At 64.8% G+C, this 26,989-nt stretch carries 23 protein-coding genes; 12 read left to right on the forward strand and 11 right to left on the reverse strand.

The window, feature by feature from the left end; translation table 11 throughout:
- Window positions 1-5 precede the first annotated feature (5 nt).
- From QA645_RS35905 to QA645_RS35920, 4 genes are all read right to left on the reverse strand, one after another.
- Window positions 6-770: a class I SAM-dependent methyltransferase gene (locus tag QA645_RS35905; RefSeq protein ID WP_254134120.1), complete on the reverse strand. Its 765-nt coding sequence runs from the start codon at window positions 768-770 to the stop codon at window positions 6-8.
- 303 nt (window positions 771-1,073) lie between these two features.
- The gene (gene greA, locus QA645_RS35910) at window positions 1,074-1,556 is read right to left on the reverse strand and encodes a transcription elongation factor GreA (protein WP_283045927.1); all 483 of its coding nucleotides are present in this window, start codon (window positions 1,554-1,556) and stop codon (window positions 1,074-1,076) included.
- 193 nt (window positions 1,557-1,749) lie between these two features.
- Window positions 1,750-2,229, reverse strand: a complete 480-nt coding sequence (locus QA645_RS35915; RefSeq protein ID WP_283045928.1) for a hypothetical protein — start codon at window positions 2,227-2,229, stop codon at window positions 1,750-1,752.
- A 148-nt stretch (window positions 2,230-2,377) separates the two neighbouring features.
- Window positions 2,378-2,734: a hypothetical protein gene (locus QA645_RS35920; RefSeq protein ID WP_283045929.1), complete on the reverse strand. Its 357-nt coding sequence runs from the start codon at window positions 2,732-2,734 to the stop codon at window positions 2,378-2,380.
- 645 nt (window positions 2,735-3,379) lie between these two features.
- Between QA645_RS35920 and QA645_RS35925 the strand changes: the two genes are divergently transcribed.
- Window positions 3,380-4,924, forward strand: coding sequence for a heme peroxidase family protein (locus tag QA645_RS35925; protein WP_254134126.1), 1,545 nt, complete (start codon window positions 3,380-3,382; stop codon window positions 4,922-4,924).
- Window positions 4,925-5,472: 548 nt separating this feature from the next.
- On the opposite strand, the gene QA645_RS35935 is transcribed toward QA645_RS35925, so the two are convergent.
- Window positions 5,473-5,991, reverse strand: coding sequence for a hypothetical protein (locus QA645_RS35935; protein ID WP_283045930.1), 519 nt, complete (start codon window positions 5,989-5,991; stop codon window positions 5,473-5,475).
- 227 nt (window positions 5,992-6,218) lie between these two features.
- On the reverse strand, window positions 6,219-7,766 hold the full coding sequence (locus QA645_RS35940; protein ID WP_283045931.1) for an acetolactate synthase large subunit: 1,548 nt from the start codon (window positions 7,764-7,766) through the stop codon (window positions 6,219-6,221).
- 366 nt (window positions 7,767-8,132) lie between these two features.
- Between QA645_RS35940 and QA645_RS35945 the strand changes: the two genes are divergently transcribed.
- On the forward strand, window positions 8,133-8,708 hold the full coding sequence (locus QA645_RS35945; RefSeq protein WP_254134130.1) for a L,D-transpeptidase: 576 nt from the start codon (window positions 8,133-8,135) through the stop codon (window positions 8,706-8,708).
- A 74-nt stretch (window positions 8,709-8,782) separates the two neighbouring features.
- Entirely contained in the window at window positions 8,783-9,598 is an 816-nt protein-coding gene (locus QA645_RS35950; RefSeq protein WP_283045932.1) for a DUF2927 domain-containing protein, read from the forward strand.
- A gap of 44 nt (window positions 9,599-9,642) precedes the next feature.
- Here QA645_RS35950 and QA645_RS35955 read toward each other — a convergent pair whose 3' ends face one another.
- Both QA645_RS35955 and QA645_RS35960 read right to left on the reverse strand, forming a co-directional pair.
- Window positions 9,643-10,770: a threonine synthase gene (locus QA645_RS35955; RefSeq protein ID WP_283045933.1), complete on the reverse strand. Its 1,128-nt coding sequence runs from the start codon at window positions 10,768-10,770 to the stop codon at window positions 9,643-9,645.
- A 47-nt stretch (window positions 10,771-10,817) separates the two neighbouring features.
- Window positions 10,818-12,752 carry a winged helix-turn-helix domain-containing protein gene (locus tag QA645_RS35960; protein ID WP_283045934.1) on the reverse strand — a complete coding sequence of 645 codons (1,935 nt, stop codon included), beginning with the start codon at window positions 12,750-12,752 and terminating at the stop codon, window positions 10,818-10,820.
- Between the two features lie 168 nt (window positions 12,753-12,920).
- Here QA645_RS35960 and QA645_RS35965 point away from each other — a divergent pair, with 168 nt between their 5' ends.
- From QA645_RS35965 to upp, 4 genes are all read left to right on the forward strand, one after another.
- Window positions 12,921-13,433, forward strand: coding sequence for a sigma factor-like helix-turn-helix DNA-binding protein (locus tag QA645_RS35965; protein WP_283045935.1), 513 nt, complete (start codon window positions 12,921-12,923; stop codon window positions 13,431-13,433).
- Between the two features lie 263 nt (window positions 13,434-13,696).
- On the forward strand, window positions 13,697-14,953 hold the full coding sequence (locus QA645_RS35970) for a GTP cyclohydrolase II (RefSeq protein ID WP_283045936.1): 1,257 nt from the start codon (window positions 13,697-13,699) through the stop codon (window positions 14,951-14,953).
- A 7-nt stretch (window positions 14,954-14,960) separates the two neighbouring features.
- Complete coding sequence (locus QA645_RS35975; protein WP_283045937.1) at window positions 14,961-16,199, forward strand: URC4/urg3 family protein; 1,239 nt, start codon at window positions 14,961-14,963, stop codon at window positions 16,197-16,199.
- A 168-nt stretch (window positions 16,200-16,367) separates the two neighbouring features.
- Window positions 16,368-16,997 carry a uracil phosphoribosyltransferase gene (gene upp / locus QA645_RS35980; protein ID WP_128953735.1) on the forward strand — a complete coding sequence of 210 codons (630 nt, stop codon included), beginning with the start codon at window positions 16,368-16,370 and terminating at the stop codon, window positions 16,995-16,997.
- Window positions 16,998-17,243: 246 nt separating this feature from the next.
- Here the strand turns inward: upp and QA645_RS35985 are convergent, their stop codons facing one another.
- Window positions 17,244-18,374 carry a M48 family metallopeptidase gene (locus QA645_RS35985; RefSeq protein ID WP_254195471.1) on the reverse strand — a complete coding sequence of 377 codons (1,131 nt, stop codon included), beginning with the start codon at window positions 18,372-18,374 and terminating at the stop codon, window positions 17,244-17,246.
- 3 nt (window positions 18,375-18,377) lie between these two features.
- Window positions 18,378-19,541, reverse strand: a complete 1,164-nt coding sequence (locus QA645_RS35990) for a YjgN family protein (RefSeq protein WP_283045938.1) — start codon at window positions 19,539-19,541, stop codon at window positions 18,378-18,380.
- A gap of 297 nt (window positions 19,542-19,838) precedes the next feature.
- Between QA645_RS35990 and QA645_RS35995 the strand changes: the two genes are divergently transcribed.
- Together QA645_RS35995 and QA645_RS36000 are read left to right on the forward strand one after the other, a co-directional pair.
- A complete protein-coding gene (locus QA645_RS35995) occupies window positions 19,839-21,104 on the forward strand; it encodes a cytochrome P450 (RefSeq protein WP_254134138.1) in 1,266 nt (421 codons plus the stop codon).
- Between the two features lie 96 nt (window positions 21,105-21,200).
- Window positions 21,201-22,475 carry a cytochrome P450 gene (locus tag QA645_RS36000; RefSeq protein ID WP_254195472.1) on the forward strand — a complete coding sequence of 425 codons (1,275 nt, stop codon included), beginning with the start codon at window positions 21,201-21,203 and terminating at the stop codon, window positions 22,473-22,475.
- A 257-nt stretch (window positions 22,476-22,732) separates the two neighbouring features.
- On the opposite strand, the gene QA645_RS36005 is transcribed toward QA645_RS36000, so the two are convergent.
- Window positions 22,733-23,653: a LysR substrate-binding domain-containing protein gene (locus QA645_RS36005; protein ID WP_254134140.1), complete on the reverse strand. Its 921-nt coding sequence runs from the start codon at window positions 23,651-23,653 to the stop codon at window positions 22,733-22,735.
- Between the two features lie 125 nt (window positions 23,654-23,778).
- Here QA645_RS36005 and QA645_RS36010 point away from each other — a divergent pair, with 125 nt between their 5' ends.
- From QA645_RS36010 to QA645_RS36020, 3 genes are read left to right on the forward strand one after another with little or no spacing between them, the layout of a single operon-like run.
- The gene (locus QA645_RS36010; protein ID WP_283045939.1) at window positions 23,779-24,948 is read left to right on the forward strand and encodes an acyl-CoA dehydrogenase family protein; all 1,170 of its coding nucleotides are present in this window, start codon (window positions 23,779-23,781) and stop codon (window positions 24,946-24,948) included.
- Between the two features lie 9 nt (window positions 24,949-24,957).
- Window positions 24,958-26,058 carry a CaiB/BaiF CoA-transferase family protein gene (locus QA645_RS36015; RefSeq protein ID WP_254134142.1) on the forward strand — a complete coding sequence of 367 codons (1,101 nt, stop codon included), beginning with the start codon at window positions 24,958-24,960 and terminating at the stop codon, window positions 26,056-26,058.
- A 14-nt stretch (window positions 26,059-26,072) separates the two neighbouring features.
- Window positions 26,073-26,924, forward strand: coding sequence for a MaoC family dehydratase N-terminal domain-containing protein (locus QA645_RS36020; protein ID WP_283045940.1), 852 nt, complete (start codon window positions 26,073-26,075; stop codon window positions 26,922-26,924).
- Window positions 26,925-26,989 lie beyond the last annotated feature (65 nt).

Below are 26,989 nucleotides of genomic sequence, written 5' to 3' on the forward strand. Positions count from 1 at the left end.
TAGCCTCACGCCGATGGAAACGGATTTGCGGCCTTGGTGTATTTGAGCGCGCCGATGCCAAAGCCTTCCTGGCTGCGGTTCTGGATGAATTCCTTGTGCTCGTAGTGCGGCGACAATTCGCGCCACAGCTGCGGGACGCCGCCGGCCCAGGCGCTGGTGTTGCCGCTGGACTCGCAGATGTCGTGGAACAGGATGATGCCGCCCTCGCGAACGAAATGCCGGTAGCAGAGAAAATCCTGCTTGACGCCTTCATAGCGATGATCGCCGTCGATGAACAACGCGTCGATCAACCTGCCATTCAGAAACTTCTCGACCCGCTTGACGGTATCGTCCGCGTAGGACGGCATGTCGAAGAAGGTCCATGACTGCTTCGGCGTCGCAAGCAGCTTCAGCATTTCCTTGTTCTTCACGTGGAGATCGATGCAGATCATCGTCTCCATCGTCGGAAGAAATCGTCCGAACAGAAGCGACGTTCCACCATTCAGCGTGCCGATCTCAACCACGAGCTTCGGGGCGGACGCTGCGATATAGTCGAGGGCCGACGAGATCTCCGTCTCGATCTGGCAGGAGCCCGTGCCCATATGCTGCTTGGTGAAATCGATAACGTCCTGCACGCTCGATCCGCGCTTGTACTCGCCGATGATCTCGTCGCGCTTTTGCGTATTGAACTTGAGGCGTAGTGCGGGCCCGCTGTCGGCCAGACGCTTCTTGATCTGCCTGACCGCAAGGACGGCAGGATGAAATTTCAGTTCCGTTAGTCGCTCATTCAAGGCCTTGCTCAAGGACATTATCGAACCTCAATTCACTGGCGTGTTTGCCCGACAGCTCCAAAGCTAAGATCGATTCAAATTAGGGGCAACTTAAGGTTTTCTCTTGACAGCAGAATGAACCGGCGGCCCCGGCCCCGCCGCGCGATTTCAGATATCTGGAGTTCCTAGACCCGTGCCGACGACGTCGTTCACTGCATTTTCGATCAGGAACTTCTCGATCTGCGCATGAACGAAATCGACTCCAGGCCTGCGGCCGGATATCCGCCATTCAATTTCCTGACGGCAGCCTTACGCGCAGCATCCTTACGCGATCTCGACGAGCTCGATTTCCTGCGCGCCCGCGCCCACGACGTCGCCGACCGCCTTGCCCATCAGCGACTTCGCGACCGGAGATACGAACGAGATCGACCCCGCCTTTGGATCGGCTTCGTCCTCGCCGACGATGCGATAGGTCTGCACGCGGCCGTCGGCGCGGCTGAACGTCACCGTGCTGCCGAAGGCGACGACATCGTTCGACGCCGGATCGGGAACCAGCTGCGCCGTGCGCAGCCGTTCGGTCAGGTAGCGCGCATCGCGCAAGGGCACCGCCGACTGCCGGCGCTTCTCGTTGACGTCATCGATGGCTTGCGCGGCTTCATAGGCCTCGCGCGCCTGCTGGAGCTGCGTCTGCAGCGCCTGCAAGCCGGTCGCCGTCACGAGGTTCGGATGTGGCGAGATCGGGCGATCCGGCAACATCGTCTCGGCGGCGGTCTCGGCGCTTTCTTCTTTGGTAAAGGCGACGCTCAATTCGAATATCCTGTCGAACAGTTTCGGAGCATGGAATGAGGTTCGATCGGCTGCCAAGGTAAGTGGGGCCGCGGCACACAACGAGGCCGGAACCCCTCACCCGGACCGCATCTTCGATGCGATCCGACCTCTCCCTACGGGAGAGGTGTACGAGTTCTCGGCTCGCATCGATCAAACCAAATTCCGTCGACCCTTATATCTCAAGTTCGACGAAACGGCGCAGCTTGAAGACGAGGTCGGGCAGGGCCTGGCGGAACCGGGTCGCGTTCTGGAACGTGGTCGAGAACGGCGCGAAGGTGATCATCGCGTTCCAGTGCCGATAGCCGTAGACCGTCACCGAGACGCCGGTCGCCGGAAAATCCTCGATCTTGCGCAACTCGCCGAGCACGAGATCGGCAATCGCCTCCGCCGGCAGAAGCCGCTTGCCATCCGGCGTCAGGGGCGGACTGGGCGCAACCGGCTTCGGAGCCGCCACAGCCTGGTCGGACGCATCCTGGAGCTTCGGAGATTCCGCTTCCGGAATTTGCGCCAGTTCCGCTGTCGGTGCGTTCGCCGGCGCGACCGGCATGAAGTCGGCAAGTGGCGGCGGGCTCGCGGCCTCTGCGCGCTTGTTGCCTCCCAGGATGCTGCTGATCATGGCCACAAGGCCAGCATCCTTCGCGTCGTCACTCATCAAGGCTCCCCCCGGCTTGGCCCAGTCTAACACCGGAACCGCAGACCGCCACGGGGTCAACCGATCAGATCAGGCCATGCTCCTGCATGGCTCCCGCCCGGTTCCGCCGCGGCGCAAGACGGGGAGCCCGTCGCGCCGCGGCGATCGGTCACTGCTTCTCGAACGGAATATATTGCTGGTACTGCTTCGGCACTGAGCTGCGATAGCGCGCCGGGACGGTGCCGGTGTCGACCGAATGGTCGATCTCCTGCTGCCGCGTCATCTTCTTCTTCGCGGGCTTCTTCTCGGCACTCTTCTTCGCGCCGGCCGGGGCCGTCGCATTGTCGGTGGTCGCAGCCGGCGTGGAGGTTGCAGCCGGCGCAGTGGTCGCGGCAGGCGCCGTCGTGGTGGCCGCGGCGGCCGGCGGCGTGCCGCCTGTGGCGGGCGCGCTCTGCGCCAGCGCGAGCGGTGTCTGCATGATGAACGCCAGTGCCGCAGTCGCAGCCAGCAAATATGATTTTTGCATCAGAACCTCCAAAATACCTGATCCCCAATGACGGAAGCGTAGTCCCGTGGGATCGACGCGTGCAAGTGAACCGACGATAGGCGGGACCCCAGCTGCAAACTGTGGCCGAGATCACATGTCTCGCCAGGCCTTGTCTCACCAGGCTTTGGCCCACGACGGCTTGGCGCATCTTAGGCCCATGCCGAACGCGGCGCACGCGCCGATGTCAGGACGCTTACGACAATGTGTCGGGTGAGTCCCGGCGCGCGTCGGCGCATGCGAGGTTGTGCCATCAACCTGCACAACTCGATCGTGCAAGCACGCGATGATTGAAGAGGCGGCGTGCGCACGCCGCTGCAATTTTTACGCGAGCACGATGTTCGCTACGACGAATCGCGTTGCAGATTGGGTCGGCGAAGCTGACGTTGCTTCGCGTCGCGATTTTCGATGACGAGAATGTTATCCGGCGTCGATGCGGGAAAAATTTGCAAAGTGCATCCGCAGCTTGATCGCAACGATCGCGTACGGAACCGCATCGACATCACGCAATGTGTGAAGCAGCGCATTGCGACGCCAGATTCCGCGATCTAGCCTCACATGCAAATTATAATACAGACAACTTTAGCTTTAGTTGCTTGTCGTCGTAACTTTTCATGGAGGTACTTTATGAGCAGTCGTCACGCCATTACGCCGCGCGGCCTGAACGTCACCCGTTCGCCGCTGTCACAAGGCCGCTTCGGCCGCATGTTCCGCAATCTGACACCGGCGAAATTTGGCCCGACCGAGGCCGACAATGTCGCAAATCTCTCGGCGCTCGCCGACAACATGGTCGGCGATTTCGACCCGCCCAAAGACGGCCCCGATGCCGAGGAGAGCGGAATTCCCTCGCTCTACACTTATTTCGGCCAGTTCATCGATCACGACATCACCTTCGATCCCGTGAGTTCGCTGACCAAGCAGCAGGATCCGGACGGGCTCATCGACTTCCGCACCCCCTCGTTCGACATGGACAATGTCTACGGACGCGGGCCGAACGACCAGCCCTACATGTACGACAGCAGCGGCAAGTTCCTGCTCGGTGAAACCCTGACCGGCACCGGCGTATCCAACGCCAGCGACCTGCCGCGCTTCAAGGGCCGCGCCTTGATCGGCGATCCCCGCAACGACGAGAACAGCATCGTCTCGCAGTTTCAGGGGCTGATGCTGCGCTTCCACAACCGCATGGTCGACGACAATGACGGCATCCCCTTCGAAACGATCCAGCAGCGCGTGCGCTTCCACTATCAATACGTCGTGCTGAACGACTTCCTGCCGCGCATCGTCAATGCCGGCGTGCTGAACGATCTCAGGACCGGCGGCCAATACGATCGCAGCCGGCTCGCCTTCTATCACTGGAAGACGTTCCCATACATGCCGGTCGAGTTTTCGGTCGCGGCCTACCGGCTCGGCCACTCGATGATCCGGCCCGGCTATCGGCTGAACGACGCCGACAACATGCTGCTGCAGATCTTCCCCGATCCCAACAATCCCGACACCAACGCGCTGACCGGCTTCCGCGCGATGGGTCCGGGACGCGCCATCGACTGGGGACGGTTCATCGACATCGACACGCGCGCCTATGGCGTCGAGGACGACAGCACCAACGCGGACAACAAGCGGCGCCTCCAGTTCGCCTATCGCATCGACACCTCGCTGGTCGATCCGCTGCGCAAGCTGCCGCCGGAGGTCGCCTCCAATCCGTCATCGCTGGCGCTTCGCAATCTCGAGCGCGGCTGGCGGCTCGGGCTGCCTTCGGGCCAGGCGGTTGCCAAGGCGATGCACCTGACGCCGCTGACCGACGAGCAGATCATCATCGGCCGCGCCGTCGACAACCCCGACCCGGCGGGCGATCCGCAAGTTCCGATCGCCTCGATCGCGAACGGCGTGTTCAAGGGCAATTGCCCGCTCTGGACCTACATCCTCGCCGAAGCGCGGCAGTTCCAGACCGCGGTCACGATCCCGGCCACCGGTGCGCCGGCGGGCGGCATCAACACGCCGCAGCTCGGGCCGGTCGGCGGTCGGATCGTCGCCGAAGTCTTCCTCGGCATGATGTTCGGCGATGCCTCCTCCGTGCTGTCACTGGACCCGAACTGGGCGCCGGTGACGGGTCCCGATTTCCGGCTGAAGGATATCGTGACCTACGCGCTGGGTGGCGGCGCTCCGCTGCACTGATCTGCCGACGATTGACGGACAAGGCCGCTCGCCTCACGCGGGCGGCCTTTCCCGCTCAAAGCGCGATGAAACCAGGTTCGCGGGCTGTCCCTATCCCGGCGGGAAGACGCCTCAATAGCAGGGCGGATAGGGGGCGTATCCACAGGTCCTGCGGTAGCCATAGGCTCCGTAGGCTCCATAGGCCGCGGCTCCGGCCGCCGCCGCGCCATAGTAGGCTCGCCGATGCACCCGGCGATTGACGCCAGCTACGCTCATCGGTGTGAGCGGCCGCCCGACTCTCGCTTGCGCACTGTCGAGGGATACGGATAGCACCGTCGCCGGCGAGTAACCGGGCGACAACGGAACGACCGCAAAAAGCGCGGCCGCCGCCATCAATCCAAGAAGTCTGGCATTTCGTGTCATGTTGCTCTCCCTGTTAGGCGATGGTCGAACATGACGTGACACGACGCCTTGCGTCGCTCCGTTGATATGAATCAATGGGAACCCATAACAGGGCCGAGGTCGCCGCCCGGCTCCAGGAGCGGCGCCGACGCTCCCAAGTCCACGCCCTAACGCGCGGACCCGAGGCCGCTCTCCCTCAGCCGCTCCGCGAACCAGAGCGACTGAGGCTGATCGAGGAGGCCGCCGACATAGACCTCGGACATCGTCACGTTGTGCTTGTCCAGCACCAGCAGCACGCCGATCCAATAGGCGAACCAGACATGCGCGTCGGTCATCGCCATCAGCTTGTGCTGGTCGTGCTCGAGCGAGGTGTGATTGCTCGCCTTGCGGATCTCGACGGTGAGCAGATTGTTCGGGATCTCGCGCTGATGCACGACAACGTCGGGGTAGATCGACTTGCCGAGATGATCGTCGGTCGAGATGATGGTGCCGTGCGGCAGACGCAGCGTGCGCTCGCCGAGCCGATCGTAATTGCAGTCGACCGCCCAGCCCGAGAACTGGCGCTCGAGATAGACGGCGAAGCGATGCGTGATCGCACGCTCGCCGAGATCCTTCTCGAACAAAAATCCTTCCTGGGCGTAGAAGTCCCGGAGCGCCGCGATCACCTTGTTCAGCTCGGTCTGCATCGTGCCTCGCGACCTACCACGCGCACTCCGTTGCGCCGCTATCAAACCCTCATGGTGAGGAGCGCGGAACGCGCCACACCATCAGTGTCGTCCCGGCGAAGGCCGGGACCCATACCGCGAGGTCAAACGAGTGCACACGGTTGTGCGTACCGGACCCCTAGTCTTCGCCAAACGTCTCCCTGGGGTTATGGGTCCCGGCTTTCGCCGGGACGACGTGAGGAGAGAGCCTACATCAGCACTTCGATCAGCCGCGGCCCCGGCTCGGCGACGGCTTCGGCCAGCGCCTTGTTGAACTCCTCGGCATTGGCGACGGCGCGGCCGGGCACGCCCATGCCCTTCGCCAGCGCGACGAAATCGAGCGTCGGGCGGTCGAGCCTGAGCATGTCGTTGGCGCGCTGGCCGGGTTCGCCGGCGCCGACATTGTCGAACTCGCCGCGCAGGATCTGGTAGATGCGGTTGGCGAAGACGATGGTGACGATGTTGAGGTTCTCGCGGGCCTGCGTCCACAGCGACTGGATCGTGTACATGGCGCTGCCGTCGCCGACCATGGTGATGACCTTGCGGTCCGGACAGGCGATCGCGGCGCCGATCGACAGCGGCGTGGAGAAGCCGATCGAGCCGCCCATGTTCTGGAGCCAGTCGTGCGGCGCCGCCGCCGCGGTCGGCGGGAAGAAGCCGCGGCCGGTGGTGAGGGATTCGTCGACCATGATCGCGTTCTCGGGGATCGCGCATGCGATCGCCTGCGCGATCGTGGCGAAGGTGAGCGCGCCGGTCGGCTTGACCAACTCAGCCGAGGCGTGCGGCTTGACGTCCTTTGCGCTCGCCTTCACGGCGCCGGCCAGCGCTTCGAGCGCTGCGACCGAATTTTCGCCCCAGGAGGTCATGCGATGGACGTCGCAGCCCTCCGGCTTGAGCATGCTCGGCTTGTTCGGATAGGCGAAGAACGCCACGGGATCATCGGACTCGACCAGCACGATATGACGGAATTTCGCCAGCATCGGCAGCGCGTTCTCGATGACGTAATGAATGCGGTCGATCGAATAGCGGCCGCGGCCGCGCGCCATTTTCGGGCGGAAGGTCGGGCCCATCACGGTGCAGCCGGTCTTGGCGGCAATGCGCTCGGCCAGCGCCAGGCCCTGCTCGCTCAGCGCGCTGCCGGTCATCAGCAGCAGCGTGCCTTCGCCGTCGCCGTGCAAAATCCTGGCGGCCTGCTCGACCGCCTGCGGCGAGTAGCTGGCGCGCTGCTGCTCGGCCGGCACCTCGGCGATGCCGTCGGCCTCGTTCCAGGCGGTGTCGGCGGGCAGGATCAGCGTCGCGATCTGCCCCGGCGCGCTCTTGGCGGCGGCGATCGCGGCGGCGCCGTCGGCGGCAACCGATTTGGAGTTGGGCGAGGTCCGGACCCAGGACGACATCGGCCGGGCCAGACCCTCGATGTCGGAGGTCAGCGGCGCGTTGTAGTCGATGTGATAGACGGCATGCTGGCCGACGATGTTGACGATGCCGGAATTGGCCTTCTTGGCGTTGTGCAGATTGGCAAGGCCGTTGGCGAGACCGGGGCCGAGATGCAGCAGGGTCGAGGCCGGCAGGCCCTTCATGCGGTAATAGCCGTCGGCCGCGCCGGTCACCACGCCCTCGAACAGGCCGAGCACGCAGCGCATGCCCGGGACGCGGTCGAGCGCCGCGACAAAATGCATCTCGGAGGTGCCCGGGTTGGTGAAGCAGACGTCCACCCCGCCCTTGACCATCGTCCGCACCAGGCTTTCCGCACCGTTCATTCTGTCTGCTCCCGCAACCGGCTATTTTTCAGTAATCCGTCCGGTCAATCATTGTTCGCGAGCCCCGTCAAAGCAATAGCCGGCATCGCGGCCCTGCCCCGCAGGGCGACCTGCCGGTTTGGCTAACGCCCCGTTCCGATCGAATCGGAACGGGGCATTAGATTCTTGTTTTGACGGGTTTTCTTGATGCGAACCGGCATCCAATTCGCTTGCAAACGTTATGATGCTTTCCGGCGAACCAGCGTGGTTGCCGATTTGCTAACGCCGAGCGCCTGGCATGGCCCTCTCACGGGGCCGTGGCTTGCGAAATGCGCGCAAATATGGCCTCTGGCTTCTGTTGAATCGATTTTTTTGCTGGGGGAAACAATGACCCGTTTTTTTGCCGCGCAGGTTACCGCAATGGCGCTCTTGCTCGCTGGCGCTGCCGACGCGTCCGCGGCCGGAATGATAGACTTCACGGGCACCAGCTCCACCGGCTTTCTCGGCGGCGGCTCGAGCCCGATCCCCCGCACCACCGTCATGTACAACGGCAATTATGCCCCCGGCACGATCGTGGTGAACACCGCCGAGCGCCGGCTGTATCTGGTGCTCCAGAACGGCCAGGCGCTGCGCTACGGCATCGGTGTCGGCCGTGACGGCTTCCGCTGGGGCGGGGTGCACAAGATCACCGCCAAGAAGGAATGGCCGGAGTGGACGCCGCCGTCGCAGATGATCGCCCGCCGGCCGGACCTGCCGCGCCACATGAAGGGCGGCATCGAGAATCCGCTCGGCGCACGCGCGATGTATCTGGGATCGACGCTCTACCGCATCCACGGCTCCAACGAGCCGGAGACGATCGGCCAGGCGGTGTCCTCCGGTTGCTTCCGCATGACCAATGACGACGTCACCGACCTCTACGGCCGCGTCGGGGTCGGCACCACCGTGGTGGTGCTCAACAACTGATCGGCCGGAACCGGCGGGGCGCGTGAATTTGCGGACTTGTGTGCGCCCCGCGAATACGGCAGCGTTGCGCAACGATGAGCGCAATGAACTCGGCCTCGCCTTGCCTCCGCATCGCCCTGGTGGCGCTCGCAACGCTCAGCTGTGTGCCTGACACCGCTACCATGGCGATCGCCGGCGAGCTGCCCGCGATCGCCTCGCGCCAGCGCGCCGAGAAGAAGAGCTTCACCGACGCCGAGATCGTCGACGGCTTTCTGAAGACCGCCTTCGGCGCCGAATACCATCTCGCCGGCCGCGTCGACCGCATCCGCAAGTTCGACGCCCCGGTGCGCGTGTTCGCCGAGACCGACCGCGCCGACCGCAAGGCGCAGCTCGCAAAGGTCGTGGCCGACATCGGCACGCGCGTGCAGCATCTCGACATCGCGATGACCGCGACCGCCGAAGCGGCGAATGTCCGGGTGAAGCTGGTACGCGACCGCGACCTCTATCGCACCATCGCGAGCTTCTACGGCGCGGAGAAGGCGCGCGAGATCCGCACCTCGCTCGATCCGCAATGCCTGTCGGGATTCCGCAAGAACGACAATTTCGAGATCGAGCATTCCGACGTCATCCTCACCGTCGACAATGGCGACTTCACCTTCCTCGACTGCGCCTATGAGGAGCTGCTGCAGTCGCTGGGTCCCATCAACGACACCGCGAGCGTGCCGTGGACGATGTTCAACGACAATGTGTCGATGGGGTATTTCGACATCTACGACCAGTACATCCTCAACCTGCTCTACGATCCCCGCATCAAGCCCGGCATGACCGTGCTGGAGGTGAGAGCGGTGCTGCCCGAGGTGCTCGCCGACGTGCGCGCGTGGGTGAAGCGGGTGAATGAGTTGAAGGAGTGAGGTCTTACCCTCCCCTGGAGGGGGAGGGTAAGCGCGGCTGCCCCTTACCCCACGAGATCCGCAACCGTGGTCGCGGCCTTCAGCCCGGTGCCGGTGAGGACTGCGACCGTGGTCTCGTTCGCCTTGATGGTCCCGGCGGCGGAGAGTTTCTCCAGCGCGGCGGCCGCACTGGCGCTGGTGGGCTCGGCGAACAGGCCCTGCCGCGCCAGACGGCGCAGCGCGGTGACGATCTCGTCCTCGGTGAGCGCGACCGTGCCGCCGCGGCTCTCGCGCAGAGCAGCGATGATCTCGCGCAGCCGCAGCGGGGTCTTGATCGCGGTGCCTTCGGCGATGGTCTTGCTGACCTCGCGCGCCACGGGCGTATCGACGCCGGCCTTGAAGCTCGCATCGATCGGCGAGCAGTTGAGCGGTTGCGCGGCGAACAGGCGCGGCAGTTTTGCAATCTGTCCCGCCTTCAACAGCTCGCGGAAGCCGAAGGCGCAACCGAGCAGGCTGCTGCCGGCACCGACGGGAACGATGACGTTGTCGGGCGCGCGAAAGCCGAGATCTTCCCAGATCTCATAGGCGAACGATTTCGTGCCTTCGAGAAAGAACGGCTGCCAATTGTGGCTGGCATAGAAGGTCTGGCTCGACTGCCGGATGGCTTCGGCCTCCGACTCCTCGCGCGGGCCCTCGACGAGCTGCACCTCGGCGCCATAGGCGCGCACCTGCGCGATCTTGGCCGGTGAGGTCGAGGCCGGCGCCAAAATCTTCACACGCATGCCGCCGGACGCGCCAAGCCCCGCCATCGACGAGCCGCCATTGCCCGAAGAATCCTCCAGAATGGCGTTGACGCCGATCTGCCGAAGGAACGACAGCATCACCGCCGACCCCCGGTCCTTGAAGCTGCCGGTCGGGTTGAACCATTCGAGCTTGAAGAACGGCCGCAAATCGCCCCAGACCTGCTGCACCAGCGGCGTGCAGCCGACGCCGAGCGAAATCGGATCCCTGATCTCCACCGGCAGCGCCGCGCGGTAGCGCCACAGCGACCGCGTGCGGCCGTCGATATCGTCGCGCGAAATCCCCGCCCCCGGCGTCACCAGCAGCGGCGTGCGCTCGTCCGAGCACCAGCGCGGCTCGTGAAGCGGATAAAGCTTTCCATTGCGGGGATCGATGTAGCTGGCGGCAGACATGACGCACTCCGAAAACGAGGCCGGAGCTGCAGGGTATGTCCGATTGTCTAGGTTTTGCCTAGCCCGATGCGGCGCATGAGCTCCGTGAACCGCGCATCACTGCGGAGCGGATCGAAGGCGGGCCGCAGCAGGATCGAGGGATTGAAGCGGGCCTCATAGGCCTTCTCCAGCCAGCCGAGCGCGGCGTCGCGATCGCCGAGGCCCAGGTAGATGAGCGCGATGTTGGCCTGCGCCGATGGATAGGCGTCGGCGTGTGCCGCCATATCGGCGGCGACCCTGGCGGCGTCGTCCTTGCGGCCCGAGACGGCATAGGCGTAGGCGAGATTGGAATCGAACACGCTGCTGTGGCCCGAAATCTCGATCGCTTTGCGGAACTCCGCGATGGCCTCGTCGAAACTGCCTGTCAGCACCAGGGCCTGGCCGAGCTCGTAATGGCCGACGGCAAATCCGGGATCGAGCTCGAGCGTCTTGCGGCTCTGTGCGACCGCGGCGTCGAAATCATGATTGATGCAAAACGCATCGGCGATGTCGGCGCCGATGATGAGGGAGAGCGGATCGAGGCTTTGCGCCTCCTTGAACTCTCGCAGCGCCTCGCTCGTCTTGCCCGTCAGCATCAGATGCCATGCGTACCAATGATGCGCCGTGGCGTAGCTGGGGTTGAGACGGATGGCGGCCTCGTATTCGGAAGCAGCGACATCCCAGTCCCAGCCGTAGAGATCGAGCGCAAAGGCGAGCGAGGTGTGGGCTTCGCCGAGTGTGCCGTCGAGCTCGAGCGCTTTGCTGGCCGCCGCCGTCGCCTTGGAGAACGCCTCCGTGGTCGACAGCACGCCGTACTCCCAATCGCCGGCGAGCGCATAGGCGTCCGCAAGGCCGGAATGCGCCTCGGCGTAGTTGCGGTCGACCTCGATGGCCTGGCGGAAATATCTGATGGCGGCGCGGAGGCCGTCGCCGGTGCGCTTGTTCAGGAAGTAGCGGCCCTTCAGGTAATTTTCGTAAGCCAGCGGATCGATGCTGCGCGGCTTGTCGAAAGCGGCGTGCTCGCCGTGGTTCAGCGTGGCGCGCACCTGCCCCGCCACGGCGCGGGCGACGCGGACCTGAAGCGTCAGCGCGTCGCGCACATCGCCCTCGTAACTGTCGGCCCAGACGCGGCTGTCGTCGGCGGCCTGAATCAGCTGGGCCGTGATCCGCACGCGCCCGTTCGCGCGCATCACGCTGCCTTCGATCAGGGCGTCGACGTGGAGCTCGCGCGCGATGGTCGCGAGCGATTTGTGCGCGCCCTTGTAGGTCATCGCCGAGGTGCGCGAGATCACCCTGAGCGCATCGACCTTGCCGAGCTCCGTGATCAGTTCGCCGGTCATGCCGTCCGCGAAAAAATCCTGCGACGGATCTTCCGAGGTATCGACGAGCGGCAGCACCGCGAGCGAATGGATGGCTTGCGTTCCCTGAGGCCTGGGCGAGAGCCAGGCCAAGAGCGCGGCGGCCAGCAAGAGCGCCAGGCCGATCGAGGCGAACAGGCCGTGACGGCGCCCGATGACGGGTCGTGCCGGAGGCGCCGTTTCCGGAGCGAGGACTGCCGCCGGCGGATCGGGTTCACGCGGCGCACTGCCATCGACGACGACGGTGACGTCGGCGAGAAAGCGATAGCCGCGGCGCGCCACGGTCTCGACGAAGCGCGGGCTCTCCGCGGAATCGCCGAGCGCCTCCCTGATCTTGCTGACGGCCTTGTTGAGCCCGTGATCGTAGTCGACCACCGTCTGCGGCCAGAGCAGCGTGCGCAGTTCCTCGCGCGTCACCACCTCGCCCGGCCGCTCCAAGAGCGCCGAGAGCAATTGAAACGGCTGCTCCTGCAAGCGCACCCGCCTGCCGTTCTTGACCAGCTCGCCGCTGCGCGGATCCGCCTCGAACGCGCCGAACTTCGTGCGCCTGCCGGGCTGTGCGGAGGCTGCCGCGGGTCTCTCGATCAATTCCGGTTCGAGCAGCATGGACATCTCATCGAGGCGTTGGGGAGGTGTCATCGGAAGCCGATGATTTCACAGGGCTTCCCGGGGGATTGCGATTCCAGCGAAAGACCACGCGCCGTCCATTGAGACCGGCTGCCGGGCCGGCGAAGAGAGCCGCGCACAACAACACGGGATCGCGCGGGGCTATCGATGCAGAACGGTGTCAATCCGGGACGGGACGGCATGCCTATGCTCGACTCGGCTTATAATTTTGCGCGCTTCCTGAGCGGCGACGCGGAAGCCGCCGAGCACATCGTGCAGGCGGCGTTTCTCCGGACCGATGTCGACGCGGGCGGGAGAGGCCGGACCCGGTTGTTGAGGGGCGTGCGGAATTGCTATCGGACATGGCTGACCACCCGGCGGCGACGCGATCGGCAAAGTGATGTATTCGCACACAAGCGGTTACCTGATGCGGTCGCCGCTTCCGTCCTCCGAACGGACGACCGTGCCGACAAAATTTCGGCCGCCGCCAAGTTCGATGCGACGGCAATTCGCTGCGCCATCGAGACCCTGCCGCGGCGCCTGCGCGAAATCCTGGTGCTGCGCGAGATCGATTTGTTGTCCTACCGGGAAATCTCCGAGGTGACGTCGCTGCCGACAGGCGAGATCATGTCGCGACTGGCCTGCGCGCGACGCAGGCTTGCGGGATTCGCGGGTCATTGATTCGAAAATTGTAATTATATCAATATCTTAAATGGATTGCACCCGGAGGCGAGTAGCCCAGTCGGTGCGCCCAACCATTCCGATCAGGCCAGACAGTCCCCATATAAAGGACGGATAAACCGCCCTGCCCGCCCCGCACGATTAACTTGTCTGTCGTGGCCGGCCGCTACAATATGTTGGATTGCGTCGCCGGCCTCTGCCGGCAACGCCGCAGAGCCAGGCCCGTCCGAGCGGCGGGCCGTTGGCTTTTTGGGAGTTTGGCCATGAGCCGCGCGAACCGTACTGAGCATATCCGCCTGACTTCTCATCCGGAGCCGGGCAAGAAGGCCGCTTACCCGATTCACTGGGGTGCCGCCGATGCACGTGCCCGCGGGCCGATCATCGGCACGGTGTCACGCGCCGGGGATCGCAACGTCATCGGCAGCCATGGCGGCTCCTACGCGATGTACCGCGCGCTCGCCGTCTCCGCCGGCGCGCTCGATCCGATCCGCCGTCCCGATCTCACCAACACGTTCCCGGCGGCGACCATCGGACCGTTCGAGCAATGGTGCGATCCCGCCAAGATCGTCGCGCTCGACCCCTGGGGTCATCTGGTCGCCGAGAATTTCGGCAAGGACATCGCCGAGGGCGTCGACATCCGCCCGAGCATCGCGGTGACGCGGGCGCGGCTCGACCTGCCCGAAATCCGCGAGGCGCTCGCGGCCAAGCGATTGCGTGCCGACGGCGAGGTCGTGCGTGCCAATGGCAGCGTCTCGGTGGTGAAGATCGCAATCGATCCGGTCTGGTACCTGCCCGGCCTTGCCGAGCGCTTCCAGACCAACGAGACCGAGCTGCGCCGCACGCTGTTCGAGCAGACCGCCGGCATGTTCCCCGAACTCGTGACCCGGCCTGACCTGAAGGTGTTCCTGCCGCCGATCGGCGGCACCACGGTCTACATGTTCGGCGATGTGACGAAGCTGCCGGACCACCGCACCAAGATCACCTGCCGCGTCCATGACGAGTGCAACGGCTCCGATGTGTTCGGCTCCGATATCTGCACCTGCCGGCCCTATCTCATCCACGGCATCGAGGAATCCGCGCGCGGCGCGCAGGAGGGCGGGCTCGGGCTCGTCGTCTACAACCGCAAGGAAGGTCGCGCGCTCGGCGAGGTCACCAAGTTCCTGGTTTACAACGCGCGCAAGCGGCAGGAGGACGGCGACGCGGCCGCCGCCTATTTCGAGCGCACCGAGTGCGTCGCCGGCGTTCAGGACGCGCGCTTCCAGCAATTGATGCCGGATACGATCCACTGGCTCGGCCTGAAGCGCATCGACCGCTTCCTGTCGATGAGCGACATGAAGTACGACGCGCTGACCTCGCAAGGCATCGACATCGTCGAGCGTGTGCCGATCCCGCTGGAGCTGATTCCGGCCGACGCGCATGTCGAGATCGCCGCAAAGAAGGCCGCCGGCTATTACACGACCGACATTGCGCCCGAGAAGGACGTCAACGGCGTGGTCGGACGTTCGCTGGAAAAATACTGATCAGGCGATGGCGGACGTTTCAGAACTGCAGGCACGCGCGCTCCTCACCGCAAAGGCGGTTCGCGCGCGGGCCGGCGAGATGCTCGCAATCGGACTGAGCGGCGGGCTCACGCATTTCACGGTCGATCTCGATCGGATGGACGGCGTTGCGGAGGCCGTGCTGGCTGTCACGCGCAAGGCCTATCCGACCCTCGACATTCCCTTCCATGCGCGGTGGCGGCACTTTGTGTTCGCTGGCATCGACCGCTGGGCGCAGCTGGCCGACGCGGCATCGTGGCCCGATCGCGCGGCGCGGGCGCGCGCGGAGTTCGACCTCGCCATTGTCAGTGTGCTGCTCGATGCCGGCGCGGGTGCTGCGTGGCGATATCGCGACGCATCGACGGGGCAAGGGATCGGCCGATCCGAGGGACTTGCGATTGCGAGCCTCGACATGTTTGCCGGCGGCCTGTTTTCCCGTGACGCGCACGCTCCCTTCAGGGCCGATGCGGACGTGCTCGCAAAGCTGCCGCTCGCGGCGCTCAACTCGGCCTTCCAGGCGAGCGACGCCAATCCGTTGCTCGGTCTTGAAGGCCGCACCGATCTGCTGCGGCGCCTCGGCAAGCAGGTTGCGGCGCGCGCCGATGTCTTCGGCATGCACGACGCGCCACGGCCGGGCGGGCTGTTCGATCATATCGCCGCGCAGGCCACGAACGGCGCCATTCCCGCGCCCGCGATCCTGTCCGCGGTGCTGAACCAGCTCGGGCCGATCTGGCCGTCGCGGCTCGAGCTCGCCGGTGTCCCGCTCGGCGATTGCTGGCGCCATCCGGCGATCAAGGCCGACGATGCGACCGCCGGCCTCGTGCCGCTGCACAAGCTGTCGCAATGGCTGAGCTATTCGCTGATCGAGCCGCTTCAGCGCGCCGGATTCGACGTCACCGACATCGACGGCCTGACCGGGCTTGCCGAATACCGCAATGGCGGCCTGTTCGTCGATCACGGGGTGCTGCGCCTGCGCGATGCCGCGGATGCCGATCGTGCGCATGCGGTGGACTCGCTGCTCGTCGTCGAGTGGCGCGCGCTCACCGTTGCGCTGCTCGATCGCGTCGCCGAACTGGTTCGCGCCAAGCTCGGCCGCACGCCGCAGTCGCTGTCGCTCGCCAGCATCCTGGAAGGCGGCACCTGGGCCGCCGGCCGGGCTATCGCCTTTGCGCGCCGTCCCGATGGTTCGCCGCCGCTCAAGGTGATCAGCGACGGCACGGTTTTCTAAACCCTCTCCCCCTGTGGGAGAGGGTGGCTTCGCGACAGCGAAGCCGGGTGAGGGGTTCTCTCCGCAGGAGCAACTCTCACTGGAATTCGCGGAAAGATACCCCTCATCCGGCGCTTCGCGCCACCTTCTCCCACAAGGGGAGAAGGGAAACAGCAAGAGCATCCGATCATGGAAGGCGTCACGATCGTCGATCATCCGCTGGTGCAGCACAAGCTGACGCTGGTTCGCGACAAATCGATCTCGACAAAGTCGTTCCGCGAGCTGATCAAGGAGATCGGCATGCTGCTCTGCTACGAGGTGACGCGCGACCTGCCGCTCACCGATACCATGATCGAGACGCCGCTGGCGACCATGCACTCGGCCAAGATCGCCGGCAAGAAGCTGGTGTTCGTGCCGATGCTGCGTGCCGGCACGACCTTCGTCGACGGCATGATGGACCTGGTGCCGACCGCGCGCGTCGCCCATATCGGTCTCTACCGCGAGCCAGAGAGCTTTGCCGCGGTCGAGTACTTCTTCAAATCGCCCTCCGATCTCAGCGAGCGCCTGGCGATCGTGGTGACGCCTGTCGTCGCGACCGCCAACACGGCGGTCGCCGCGGTCGACCGGCTGAAAGAGCGCGGCGCCAAGGATATTCGCCTCGCCTGCCTGATCGCAGCGCCGGAAGGACTCGAGCGCCTGCGCGGCCTGCATCCGGACGTGCATATCTGGACCGCTGCGGTGGATGAAGGCCTCGACGACAACGGCTTTATTTTGCCGGGCCTTGGCGACGCCGGAGACCGCGCTTACGGGACGCGGTAGCGTGGAGCAGGATGAAGTTGGATCGAGTTAGGCCAAGAGCATAACTCTCTCCGTTCCCTCCCCCCTTGCGGGGGAGGGGCAGGGAGAGGGGTTCACACGGGGATTCTATCCATCGCGCACCTGCCTCGGTGCGTCGGCAATAACCGAAACCTTTTCCTGGGCTACCCCCCTCCCTAGCCCTCCCCCGCAAGGGGGGAGGGAACGCACCTCCGTCGAGGCGCTCCTTGCCTCTCGTCGCAGCCCGCTTCAGATCTTCCCGCTGCCGCAGATGCCTTTCAGCGCCTGCCATTCCTTGTCGGTCAGCAGCGGTGGGCCGCTGGCGGGGCGGTCTTCCTTCGTCATGCGCGCGAGGCGGTCTTCGGTCAGCGGATGGCTTGCCAGGATCGTGAAGCCTGATCCGCCTTCCTTGCCGGTGATGCGGAACATCAACTCGGCCGCGGGCTTCGGCGAGCGGCCGAGCTTGTGCATGATGTCGATCGCGAAGGTGTCGGCATTGGTCTCGGCCTCGCGCGAATAGGAGGCTTCGACCAGGCTGCGCGAGGCGAAGATCACCGCGGACGAGCCGGTGACGTCGCCGAACAGCAGGCCGATCAGGAACGAGGTGCCGCCGTTGTAGATCAGGCCGCGCATGTTGTCGTGATGCTTGAGATGGCCGAGCTCGTGGGCAAGGATGCCGGCGATCTCGTCGGGACTTTCGGCCTTGTCGAGCAGGGCGTTGAGCACGAAGACCTTGCCGCCCGGCAGCGCGAACGCATTCGGCACCGAGCTCGGCAGCACGCCCGCCGTCATGGTGTCGTCGTCAAGCCCGGCCGCATCGCGCAGTCGGTTGACGAGCTTGGCGAAGGCCGCCTGGCCAGCCGGATCGCTGCAGGACTCGCGCCCGAAGATGGTCTTCACCTGGACCTCGGACGCATCGCCGATCCGCCGCTCGATCGGCTTCGGCACCAGCGGCGCCAGGCGATCCGCGGCGAGCGGCACGCCGAACAGCACGACGCAGACGATGGAGATGGTGGCTGCAAGCGACCAGCCGACGATTCGGGCAACACCGCGGCCGGTGGTCCGGTGCTCGTCAAGCCGCGGACATCGTGCGACGAGATCGGCGCCAAAAGCGGCATCGCGGATCTCGAGCCGTGCCAGCGACGGCGCGGACGTCGCAGTCAGGCGCAGGATGCCGGCCGGACTGTCCGCGCGGCGGATTTCGTCAAAAGCCCAGCGCGTGGCGGTCCGACCCGTCTCTCCGTCGCTGGGCTCGACGATCTCGAGCGCGTCAGCCAGTGTCAGCATGACCTGACGCCGGCGGCTCGAACGTCCGTCGAAGAAGATCGCTTGTTGTCCGGGCTGGGTCTCGGCGCCGGGCTCGGCGGTCACATCACTCACGATCTAGAATCCCGCGACATCGAGACCATCGGCAAAGCCTTCACCGAGCGCGCTGGCCAGTTCGCCGCTGGCGCGGACATCGGCTGCGGCTCCAATATCGTGCACCGTGACCGTCTCCAGCACCTTGGCCCAGAGATCACGCTGGAGATAGACGCGCATGACGATGTTGATGGCCAGCGCAAGCGCGAAATAGCCGATCACCATCATCACCATCATCGGGATGCTCTTGGCAGCGTGGTCGGGCCCGAACACCTGCTCGGCCGGCAGGCCGCTCACCTTGACGACGAGCAAGGTGGCACCGCCGATGTAGAGGCCGAACAGGGTCGAGAGCAGCATCCACCAGCCGACCATCTTCCAGTAAAGGCCGTAGAATGCATTGTGCGGCAGATCCGATGACAGGCTGACGCCGCCGATGCGGATGCCGTTCAGCCACCAGCGCCATTCGCGCGCCTTGAACTCGGCATAGAGGAACGGCGCGAGCGGGAAGATGATGACCGCGATCGGCGTAAGCAGCCACAGCCACCAGCCGCGCTTGAAGAAAGTCCAGCCGTCACCTTCGAAGTCGCCCTGCAGATCGCCGAAATGCGTGTGCCGCATCTTGTAGCGCTCCAGCGACGCCTCGCGCCACGGCAGCGCCAGGCCGAGCGTCAGGAACACCAGCAGGCCCCACAGCATTGCGCGAAACGAATACGCCCAGCCGGAGCCGTCCATCCAGAAGCGCACGCCACGCCAGACCGTGCGGGTCAAACGATAACGTCGTGCGCGAAAGATCGCGAACTGGCCGAAGGCGTAGAACGAGATGAACAGCGGGGTCGAAGCAAAGCCCTGCCAGCGCTCGAACTCGATACCGATGAGAAAATAGGCGAGATAGATCGGCACCAGGATCGCGAGCGCGAACAGGAAGCCGATCAAGAGCTCCTTGCCGCGGCCGGTATATTCGGCTGCGTCGCCGTCGATCGCGGTGTTCGACCACAAATGGCGGCGGATGTCGGTGACGAGCCAGAATCGGTAGAAGCCGAAGGTGACGAGCTCCAGCATGGCACCCTTGGTGACCATCTTGCGGAACTCGGTGCGATTGCCGGTGAAGTCGACCCGGGAGGGCGGCAGCGGCGGCGGGACCGGTTCGGGGCGGCCGATCGGGGCCCATTGCATGTCATTCACAGGCATCAACCTCGGGATGCGGATCTGATCCGCTCAAACTATAGATCAGAGATTGGTCGATCCCCAAGATGGGCGGGTTCGATTTACCTCGGTTTCGAGCGATTTCTTGCACGATTGCGCGGGCGGAGACGTGCGGGAGGTCACGTTCAAGCAAGACCATGACGGCCACCCGACGCTCTCGCGAAGGTTGGATGTGGCAAAACTCTCCCTTGCTCCGGCGCAGACAACGGGCTGTAATTGCTATCCAAATACCGCAGCGCAGAATTCAAGAAAATCGCGCGGTTCATGCCAGGGAGAGCGGTCATGCACGGGACCATGGAGAGCGCGGCGAATCTCGACGCATTGCGTGAGCGCGCGTCGTCACTTCCGCTGGAGCAATACGATCCCGGCGATCCCGAATTGTTCAGGACCGATACGTTCTGGCCCTATTTCGACCGGCTGCGGCGCGAAGATCCCGTGCACTATTGCAAGGATTCGATGTTCGGCCCGTACTGGTCGGTGACGCGCTACAACGACATCATGGAGATCGAGACCAACCATTCGGTGTTCTCCTCGGCGTCCGCGCTCGGCGGCATCACCATCCGCGACATCGATCCCGACCTGCGCCGCGAGAGTTTCATCTCGATGGACCCGCCGCGGCATGCCGCGCAGCGCAAGACCGTGGCGCCGATGTTCACGCCGACGCATCTGGACAATCTCGCGCTCAACATCCGCAAGCGCTCGGCCGAGTGCCTGGACAACCTCCCGCGCGGCGAGGTGTTCGACTGGGTCGACCAAGTCTCGATCGAGCTCACCACGCAGATGCTCGCGGTGCTGTTCGACTTCCCCTGGGAGGACCGCCGCAAGCTGACGCGCTGGTCCGATATCGCCACCACCATCCCCGGCCCCGACGGCCTGGTCGCGACCGAGGACCAGCGGCAGGTCGAGCTGACGGAATGCGCGCAATATTTCGCGCGGCTGTGGAAGGAACGCATCGAGCAGCCGCCGAAGAGCGACCTTCTCTCGATGATGGCGCATGGCGCCGCGACGCGCGACATGGATGCGCGGAACTTCCTCGGCAATCTCATCCTTTTGATCGTCGGCGGCAACGACACCACCCGCAACACCATGTCGGGCTCGCTTCTCGCGCTGAGCCAGCACCCCGAACAATACCGCAAGCTGCGCGAAAACCCCGCGCTGCTCGACAGCTTCGTGCCGGAGGTGATCCGCTGGCAGACGCCGCTTGCGCATATGCGCCGCACCGCGCTCGTCGATTTCGAGTTCCGCGGCAAGCAGATCAGGAAAGGTGACAAGGTCGTGATGTGGTACGTCTCGGGCAACCGCGACGAAGAGGCGATCGAGAAGCCCTACGACTTCATCATCGACCGCGCCCGCCCGCGCACGCATCTCTCGTTCGGCTTCGGCATCCACCGTTGCGTCGGTTTGCGACTTGCCGAACTCCAGCTCAAGATTATCTGGGAGGAGATCCTGAAGCGATTCGACCATATCGACGTGATGGGCGAGCCGAAGCGGGTGTATTCGAGCTTTGTGAAGGGTTTGGAAACGCTGCCGGTCAAGATTGCGGCGTGACCTCTGAATTATAGTGTATAACATTGGCACTTGCGACGATGCCCTCGCCCCTCTGCGCTGCGCCGCGGGGTGAACGAACACAGGGAGCGACTGCCCATGAACATTCAGACCCCGGTCAAGGCCGACAAGGCCGAACGCATGCGGCGTGCGCGCGAGGAAGCCTATGCGACGCCCCTGAAGAATTTTCATCCGGGCGCGCCGCGGCTGTTCCAGGACGACACCCTGTGGCCGTGGTTCGAGCGGTTGCGGAAGGAAGAGCCGGTGCATTACTGCACCAACGCGCCGATCGAGCCGTACTGGTCGGTGGTGAAATACAACGACATCATGCATGTCGACACCAATCACGGCCTGTTCTCCTCGGACTCGACGCTCGGCGGCATCGGGATCCGCGATGTGCCGCCCGGCTATGACTGGCCGAGCTTCATCGCAATGGACCAGCCCAAGCACTCGTCGCAGCGCAAGACGGTGTCGCCGATGTTCACGCCGACGCATCTGGACGAACTGGCAAAACTGATCCGCCAGCGCTCGCAGACCGTGCTCGACAATCTACCGCGCAACGAGACCTTCAATTTCGTCGAGCGCGTCTCGATCGAGCTGACCACCCAGATGCTGGCGACCCTGTTCGACTTCCCCTGGGAGGAGCGGCGCAAGCTGACGCGCTGGTCGGACGTCGCGACCGCGCTGCCCAAGAGCGGCATCGTCGAATCCGCCGAAGAGCGCCGCCGCGAGATGGACGAGTGCTACGCCTACATGTCGAAGCTGTGGAACGAGCGCGTTAACTCGGCGCCGCGCAACGATCTCCTGTCGCTGATGGCCCATAGCGACGCCACGCGCTTCATGGATCCCGACAATCTGATGGGCAACATCATCCTGCTCATCGTCGGCGGCAACGACACCACGCGCAACACCATGACCGGCTCGGTGCTGGCCCTGAACGAGAATCCCGAGCAGTACGACAAGCTGCGCGCCAACCCTGATCTGATCGACACCATGGTGCCCGAGGTGATCCGCTGGCAGACGCCGCTGGCGCATATGCGCCGCACCGCGCTTGCCGACACCGAGATCAACGGCAAGCACATCAAGAAGGGCGACCGCGTCGTGATGTGGTACGTCTCCGGCAACCGCGACGAGGAGATGATCGAGCGTCCCGAGGAGTTCATCATCGATCGCGCCCGGCCGCGCACCCACCTCTCGTTCGGCTTCGGCATCCACCGCTGCGTCGGCATGCGGCTCGCCGAACTGCAACTGCGGATCGTCTGGGAGGAGATGCTGAAGCGGTTCGACCGCATCGAGGTGGTCGGCGAGCCGAAGCGGATCTATTCGAGCTTCATCAAGGGATATGAATCGCTGCCGGTGCGGATTCCGGGCTGAGCTCTATCCGCCGTCATTGCGAGGCCATTCAGGCAGGCCGCATCTGCAATCTCCGCTGTCATGCCCCGCGAAGGCGGGGCATCCAGTACGCCGCAGCTTCTCGGCCCTATCACTGCTGTCTCTGGAATACTGGATCGCCCGCTTTCGCGGGCGATGACAGCGGAGGACCAGGCGGTCGGCTATAAAATTTCGGCATGACAGGTCGCGCCAGATGCGAAGGCAAGATGGCGCCCGACTGGTCTACGACACCGGCACATCTAACTCAGCTTGATGTCCCACACGCCGTCCTTGCGGCAGGCGGCAACCTCGTCGCGCAACAGCGCGGTGACGGCCAGCGAGGCCGTCGAGGCCGGGCGGTCGATCGGAGAGGCGAAAATGAGCTCGCGTGACATCGGCTTGGAGACGGCAGCGATTTCCAGCCGGCCGTCCGCGACCTCGGCGTGGACCGACGATGGCGGCAGCAGCGCAAACCCGAGGCCCTCCTCGACCAGGCTCGTCAGCACGCGGAACGAATCCGCCTCGAGCTGGACGTTGAGCTTGATCTTGCGCTGGGCGGCCGCGTGCTCGATCAGCGCACGGAGGCCGTGCGAATGACTGGGCAGCACCAGCCGCTGCCGCAGCAGCCAGCCGATATCGATGGTCTTCTTGCGCGCGAGACCGCAGCCGCGCGGACCGACCGCGACGATGTTGTCACGCCCCAGGCTCTGCACATTGAGATGCAGATCGGCCGAGCGGCCGTACAGGATGGCGAGATCCATCTCGCCGCGATGCAGCCATTCGACGATATGGCCGCTGTAGCTTTCGACGATGCGCAGCGAGATGCCGGGATATTTTTCGACGCAGCGCCGCGCAAACCGCGCCGACAGCACGCAGCTCACGGTCGGAACCAGGCCGAGCACGACCTGCCCGGATGGCGGCCCCTTGGCCGACTGGATGTCGTCGCGGATCTGGTCGATCTGCCGCACGATGCCGGAGGTGCGCGCCAGCAGCAGCCGTCCGGCCTCGGTCAGCACCATGCCGCGGCCGTTGCGGGTGAACAGTTCCGTGCGCAGCTCGTGCTCGAGCAACTTGATCTGCCGCGAGAGCGCCGGCTGCGCCACGCGCAACGTGTCGGACGCCTTGCTCAGGCTGCCGAGCTCCGCCACGCAACTGAAGGTCCTGAGCTGCCGGAAATCCATGCTTGCCAATCCTGGAAGGCTACTCCATACGCTATAGCAAATGAGCATAGGGGGCTGGCGATGTTTTCACAACGCCAGAGGATCGGCCGGCGTTATCTTAACTGCCGTACCAGACGGGAAACGCCATGATTGAAGAACACCACAGCGAAGATCACGCCGACATCCGCGAAGCCGTCGCAAAGCTCTGCGCGCAGTTTCCCGGCGAATACTGGCGCAAGCTCGATCGCGAGATGGCCTACCCCAAGGCCTTCGTCGACGCGCTGACGCAGGCCGGTTACCTCTCGGTGCTGATCCCCGAGGAATATGGCGGCGCGGGCCTGAAGCTGTCCGCCGCGGCCGCGATCCTCGAGGAGATCCAGCGCGCAGGCTGCAATGGCGGCGGCTGCCATGCCCAGATGTACACGATGGGCACCGTGCTCCGTCACGGCAATGACGAGCAGAAGGCAAAGTACCTGCCGAAGATCGCCAGCGGCGAGTTGCGGCTGCAGGCCTTCGGCGTCACCGAGCCGACCAGCGGCACCGACACCTCTTCGCTCAAGACCTTTGCGCGCAAGGAAGGCAACGACAGCTACATCGTCAACGGCCAGAAGATCTGGACCAGCCGCGCCGAACACTCCGACCTGATGGTGCTGCTGGCGCGCACCACGCCGAAGGAGCAGGCCAAGAAGCGCACCGATGGTCTGTCGGTGTTCATCGTCGATATGCGCGAGGCCAAGAACAATGGCCTCGAGATCCGCCCGATCCGCACCATGATGAACCACGCCACCACCGAGGTGTTCTTTACCGACATGAAGGTGCCGGCGGAGAATCTGATCGGCGAGGAAGGCAAGGGCTTTCGCTACATCCTCTCCGGCATGAATGCCGAGCGCATCCTGATCGCGGCCGAATGCGTCGGCGACGCGAAGTGGTTCATCGCCAAGGCCACCAACTATGCCAAGGAGCGCAGCGTTTTCGGCCGGCCGATCGGCCAGAACCAGGGCATTCAGTTCCCGATCGCCAAGGCTTACGCCTCGATGCGCGCGGCCGAGCTGATGGTGAAGGAGGCGACGCGCAAATACGAAGCCGGGCTCGACTGCGGCGCGGAGGCCAACATGGCCAAGATGCTGGCGGCCGATGCGTCCTGGGAGGCGGCGAACGCCTGCATCCAGACCCATGGCGGCTTCGGCTTCGCCGAGGAATATGACGTCGAGCGCAAATTCCGCGAGACGCGGCTGTATCAGGTGGCGCCGATCTCGACCAACCTGGTGCTGTCCTTTGTCGCCGAGCACGTGCTCGGCATGCCCCGCTCGTACTGAGGTCGCATCATGGGAGCGTTGGACGGGATCAGGGTGATTGCGGTCGAGCAGGCCGTGGCGGCGCCGTTCTGCTCGTCGCGTCTGGCGGACGCCGGCGCGGAAGTGATCAAGATCGAGCGGCCGGAGGGCGATTTCGCCCGCGGCTATGACGCGGCGGCCAAGGGCCAGAGCAGCTATTTCGTGTGGCTCAACCGCGGCAAGCAATCGGCGGTGGTCGATCTCGCCACCAAGGAGGGACGCGCCGAGCTGGAGAAGCTGATCGCGAGCGCCGACGTGCTGGTGCAGAACCTCAAGCCGGGCTCGATGGACAAGCTCGGCTTTTCGCGCGAGCGGCTCCTGAAGGACTATCCGAAGCTGATCTCCTGCACCATCACCGGTTACGGCGACGAGGGCCCCTACGCGCACCGCAAGGCCTATGACCTGCTGATCCAGGCCGAGAGCGGTCTCGCCTCGATCACCGGCAATCCCGACGGCGCCTCGCGCGTCGGCATGTCCATCGTCGACGTCGCGACCGGCGCCACGGCCCATGCTGCAATTCTCGAGGCGCTGATCGCGCGCGGGCGCAACGGCAAGGGCTGCGACATCCGCATCTCGATGTTCGACGTGATGGCGGACTGGTGCACCGTGCCGCTGCTCAACGCGGAGGCCGGTAATCCGCCGAAGCGCATGGGCCTGCGCCATCCCTCGATCGCGCCCTATGGCGTGTTCACCTCCAGGGACGGCAAGGACATTCTGATCTCGATCCAGAGCGAGCGCGAGTGGAAGACGCTCTGCGCCGAGGTGCTGGACCAGCCCGATCTGCCAAAGGATCCGCGCGTCGCCAATGGCGTCGAGCGCGTGCGCAACCGCGACTTCACCGACAAGACGGTCGCGGACAGTTTTGGCAGCCTGACGCGCGACCAGTTGCTGACGCGGCTGTCGGACGCCGACATTGCCTTCGCCGAGGTCAACACTATGACCGACCTCACCGACCATCCGCATCTGCGCCGGATCGAGGTGGATACGCCGAACGGCCGCGTCAGCTATCCCGCGCCGGCGCCGATCATCGTCGGCGAGACCCGCGCGTACGGCGCTGTGCCGGCGATCGGCGAAAATCCATCGAAGAAGTAACAGAGCGAGGCGTCATGACCGGAAAGCTCGACATCGATCATCTGCGGCAATGGATCGGCCGCAGCGAAGCGGCGACCGACATCGTCACCGCGCAATTGGTGAAAGGCCTGCGCGCGACGCTGTTCCAGGAGGTCGGCGAGCCCAAAGCGGGCGACGCCGCGCCGTTCACGGTGCATTGGTGCCTGGCACAGCCGGTGTTTTCGATGTCGATGCTCGGGCCCGACGGCCACCCGACCCGCGGCGGCTTCCTGCCGCCGGTGCCGCTGCCGCGCCGGATGTGGGCCGGCGGCGAGATCGAGTTTTTGCAGCCCTTGCGGGTCGGCGATGAAGCGACCCGGACCTCGCGCATCGCCGAGGTGCAGGTGAAATCAGGCTCGACCGGCACGCTATGCTTCGTCTCGGTCGAGCACAGCATTTCTTCACCCCGCGGCACCGCCATCCGTGAGCGGCAGGATATCGTCTACCGCGAGATGACGAGCAGCGCGCCCGCCGGCGGCAAGGCCCCGCCTCCGCCGCCGACGGCGCAGCACCGCGAAACCCATGTCTCCGATCCCGTGCTGCTGTTTCGCTATTCCGCGCTGACCTTCAACGGCCACCGTATCCATTACGACCGCGACTACGTCACCAAGGTCGAGGGCTATCCCGGCCTGATCTTCCACGGCCCGTTGCAAGCGGCGCTCATCATCGAGATGGCGGCGAAGCTGCACGGCGGAACGGCGCCGAAGAAGTTCACCTATCGCGGGCTGCAGCCGCTGTTCGAGGGCACGGAATTCTCGATCAACGCCAACGAGACCGAGGCGGGCCTGGAGCTGTGGACCGCGAACGCGGAGGGGCAGCCGACCATGAAGGGGACGGCGGTGTGGTGACGGCGCCGCCGTCATTGCGGGCGGCGACGTGACGATCTAGACCCTCACCCTGAGGAGCCGCATAG

It is taken from the genome of Bradyrhizobium sp. CIAT3101, assembly GCF_029714945.1.
Taxonomy (GTDB): Bacteria; Pseudomonadota; Alphaproteobacteria; order Rhizobiales; family Xanthobacteraceae; genus Bradyrhizobium.

Bases quoted from the DNA above. Each gene is read 5' to 3' on its own strand.
- QA645_RS35915 (WP_283045928.1), bottom strand. From the start codon at position 2,229: ATGAGTGACGACGCGAAGGATGCTGGCCTTGTGGCCATGATCAGCAGC.
- QA645_RS35920 (WP_283045929.1), bottom strand. From the start codon at position 2,734: ATGCAAAAATCATATTTGCTGGCTGCGACTGCGGCACTGGCGTTCATC.
- QA645_RS35925 (WP_254134126.1), top strand. From the start codon at position 3,380: ATGAGCAGTCGTCACGCCATTACGCCGCGCGGCCTGAACGTCACCCGT.
- QA645_RS35935 (WP_283045930.1), bottom strand. From the start codon at position 5,991: ATGCAGACCGAGCTGAACAAGGTGATCGCGGCGCTCCGGGACTTCTAC.
- QA645_RS35940 (WP_283045931.1), bottom strand. From the start codon at position 7,766: ATGAACGGTGCGGAAAGCCTGGTGCGGACGATGGTCAAGGGCGGGGTG.
- QA645_RS35945 (WP_254134130.1), top strand. From the start codon at position 8,133: ATGACCCGTTTTTTTGCCGCGCAGGTTACCGCAATGGCGCTCTTGCTC.
- QA645_RS35950 (WP_283045932.1), top strand. From the start codon at position 8,783: ATGAGCGCAATGAACTCGGCCTCGCCTTGCCTCCGCATCGCCCTGGTG.
- QA645_RS35955 (WP_283045933.1), bottom strand. From the start codon at position 10,770: ATGTCTGCCGCCAGCTACATCGATCCCCGCAATGGAAAGCTTTATCCG.
- QA645_RS35960 (WP_283045934.1), bottom strand. From the start codon at position 12,752: ATGCTGCTCGAACCGGAATTGATCGAGAGACCCGCGGCAGCCTCCGCA.
- QA645_RS35965 (WP_283045935.1), top strand. From the start codon at position 12,921: ATGCAGAACGGTGTCAATCCGGGACGGGACGGCATGCCTATGCTCGAC.
- QA645_RS35970 (WP_283045936.1), top strand. From the start codon at position 13,697: ATGAGCCGCGCGAACCGTACTGAGCATATCCGCCTGACTTCTCATCCG.
- QA645_RS35975 (WP_283045937.1), top strand. From the start codon at position 14,961: ATGGCGGACGTTTCAGAACTGCAGGCACGCGCGCTCCTCACCGCAAAG.
- upp (WP_128953735.1), top strand. From the start codon at position 16,368: ATGGAAGGCGTCACGATCGTCGATCATCCGCTGGTGCAGCACAAGCTG.
- QA645_RS35990 (WP_283045938.1), bottom strand. From the start codon at position 19,541: ATGCCTGTGAATGACATGCAATGGGCCCCGATCGGCCGCCCCGAACCG.
- QA645_RS35995 (WP_254134138.1), top strand. From the start codon at position 19,839: ATGCACGGGACCATGGAGAGCGCGGCGAATCTCGACGCATTGCGTGAG.
- QA645_RS36000 (WP_254195472.1), top strand. From the start codon at position 21,201: ATGAACATTCAGACCCCGGTCAAGGCCGACAAGGCCGAACGCATGCGG.
- QA645_RS36005 (WP_254134140.1), bottom strand. From the start codon at position 23,653: ATGGATTTCCGGCAGCTCAGGACCTTCAGTTGCGTGGCGGAGCTCGGC.
- QA645_RS36010 (WP_283045939.1), top strand. From the start codon at position 23,779: ATGATTGAAGAACACCACAGCGAAGATCACGCCGACATCCGCGAAGCC.
- QA645_RS36015 (WP_254134142.1), top strand. From the start codon at position 24,958: ATGGGAGCGTTGGACGGGATCAGGGTGATTGCGGTCGAGCAGGCCGTG.
- QA645_RS36020 (WP_283045940.1), top strand. From the start codon at position 26,073: ATGACCGGAAAGCTCGACATCGATCATCTGCGGCAATGGATCGGCCGC.